Raw genomic sequence first — 625 nt, forward strand, 5'->3', positions numbered from 1 at the left:
ACTCAATACAAAGTAAAACATGGGTACGTACCGAATAGCAGTAATCAGGCATTTTCGGAAACGAGATCTTTCGGTAGAATGGTGCGGTGAAAACACCGACCATAAGCTAAACCGGCCTTAGCTATTAATCGAAATTAAATTCAACATTAGAGTAGACATATTTATCTTTTCCAGTTGTCATTTGTATTGCAAGTGGAGAACTACAGAATCCTTCTTGCGTTAATGTTTCTTGTATTGCAGTTGGCAACCTGGAATTTATTCTAATTACATCTTGGTTAAATTCTTTCAATTTACGAGCATAATACTTCAGCTTATTGGCATATGCACTTTTAACAAAAACGTAAGTTGTGTTATTCTGCTTATTATATCTAATCTCATCCCTAATTATCAGTAAGATTTTCCAATATGAAATAGCGTATTCGCTTGGTGGTTCTATAAATCCGGTTAAGTACCCAACAGGTGTACTTAAACTTCCACCGGAATTATTTTTAACAACAAAAAATAATTCTCCAATAAATCCCGACTTGGATTTATCTCTCCAATGAACTTCGTAATTTAAAATATGGGTGGTGTCTCTCATCTTAGATTCTTTGGCGATTCGCAAAGTTTATAAACTCACATAAAC

1 protein-coding gene is annotated in these 625 nt (G+C 34.2%); it reads right to left on the reverse strand.

Going from position 1 to position 625, the window contains the following annotated elements; all coding sequences use genetic code 11:
* Positions 1–124: 124 nt before the first annotated feature.
* Positions 125–580 carry a hypothetical protein gene (locus AC1DPZ_RS28645; RefSeq protein WP_477409932.1) on the reverse strand — a complete coding sequence of 152 codons (456 nt, stop codon included), beginning with the start codon at positions 578–580 and terminating at the stop codon, positions 125–127.
* Positions 581–625: the final 45 nt, after the last annotated feature.

The sequence above is a fragment of the Mucilaginibacter sp. P4_G9 genome (assembly GCF_056400985.1).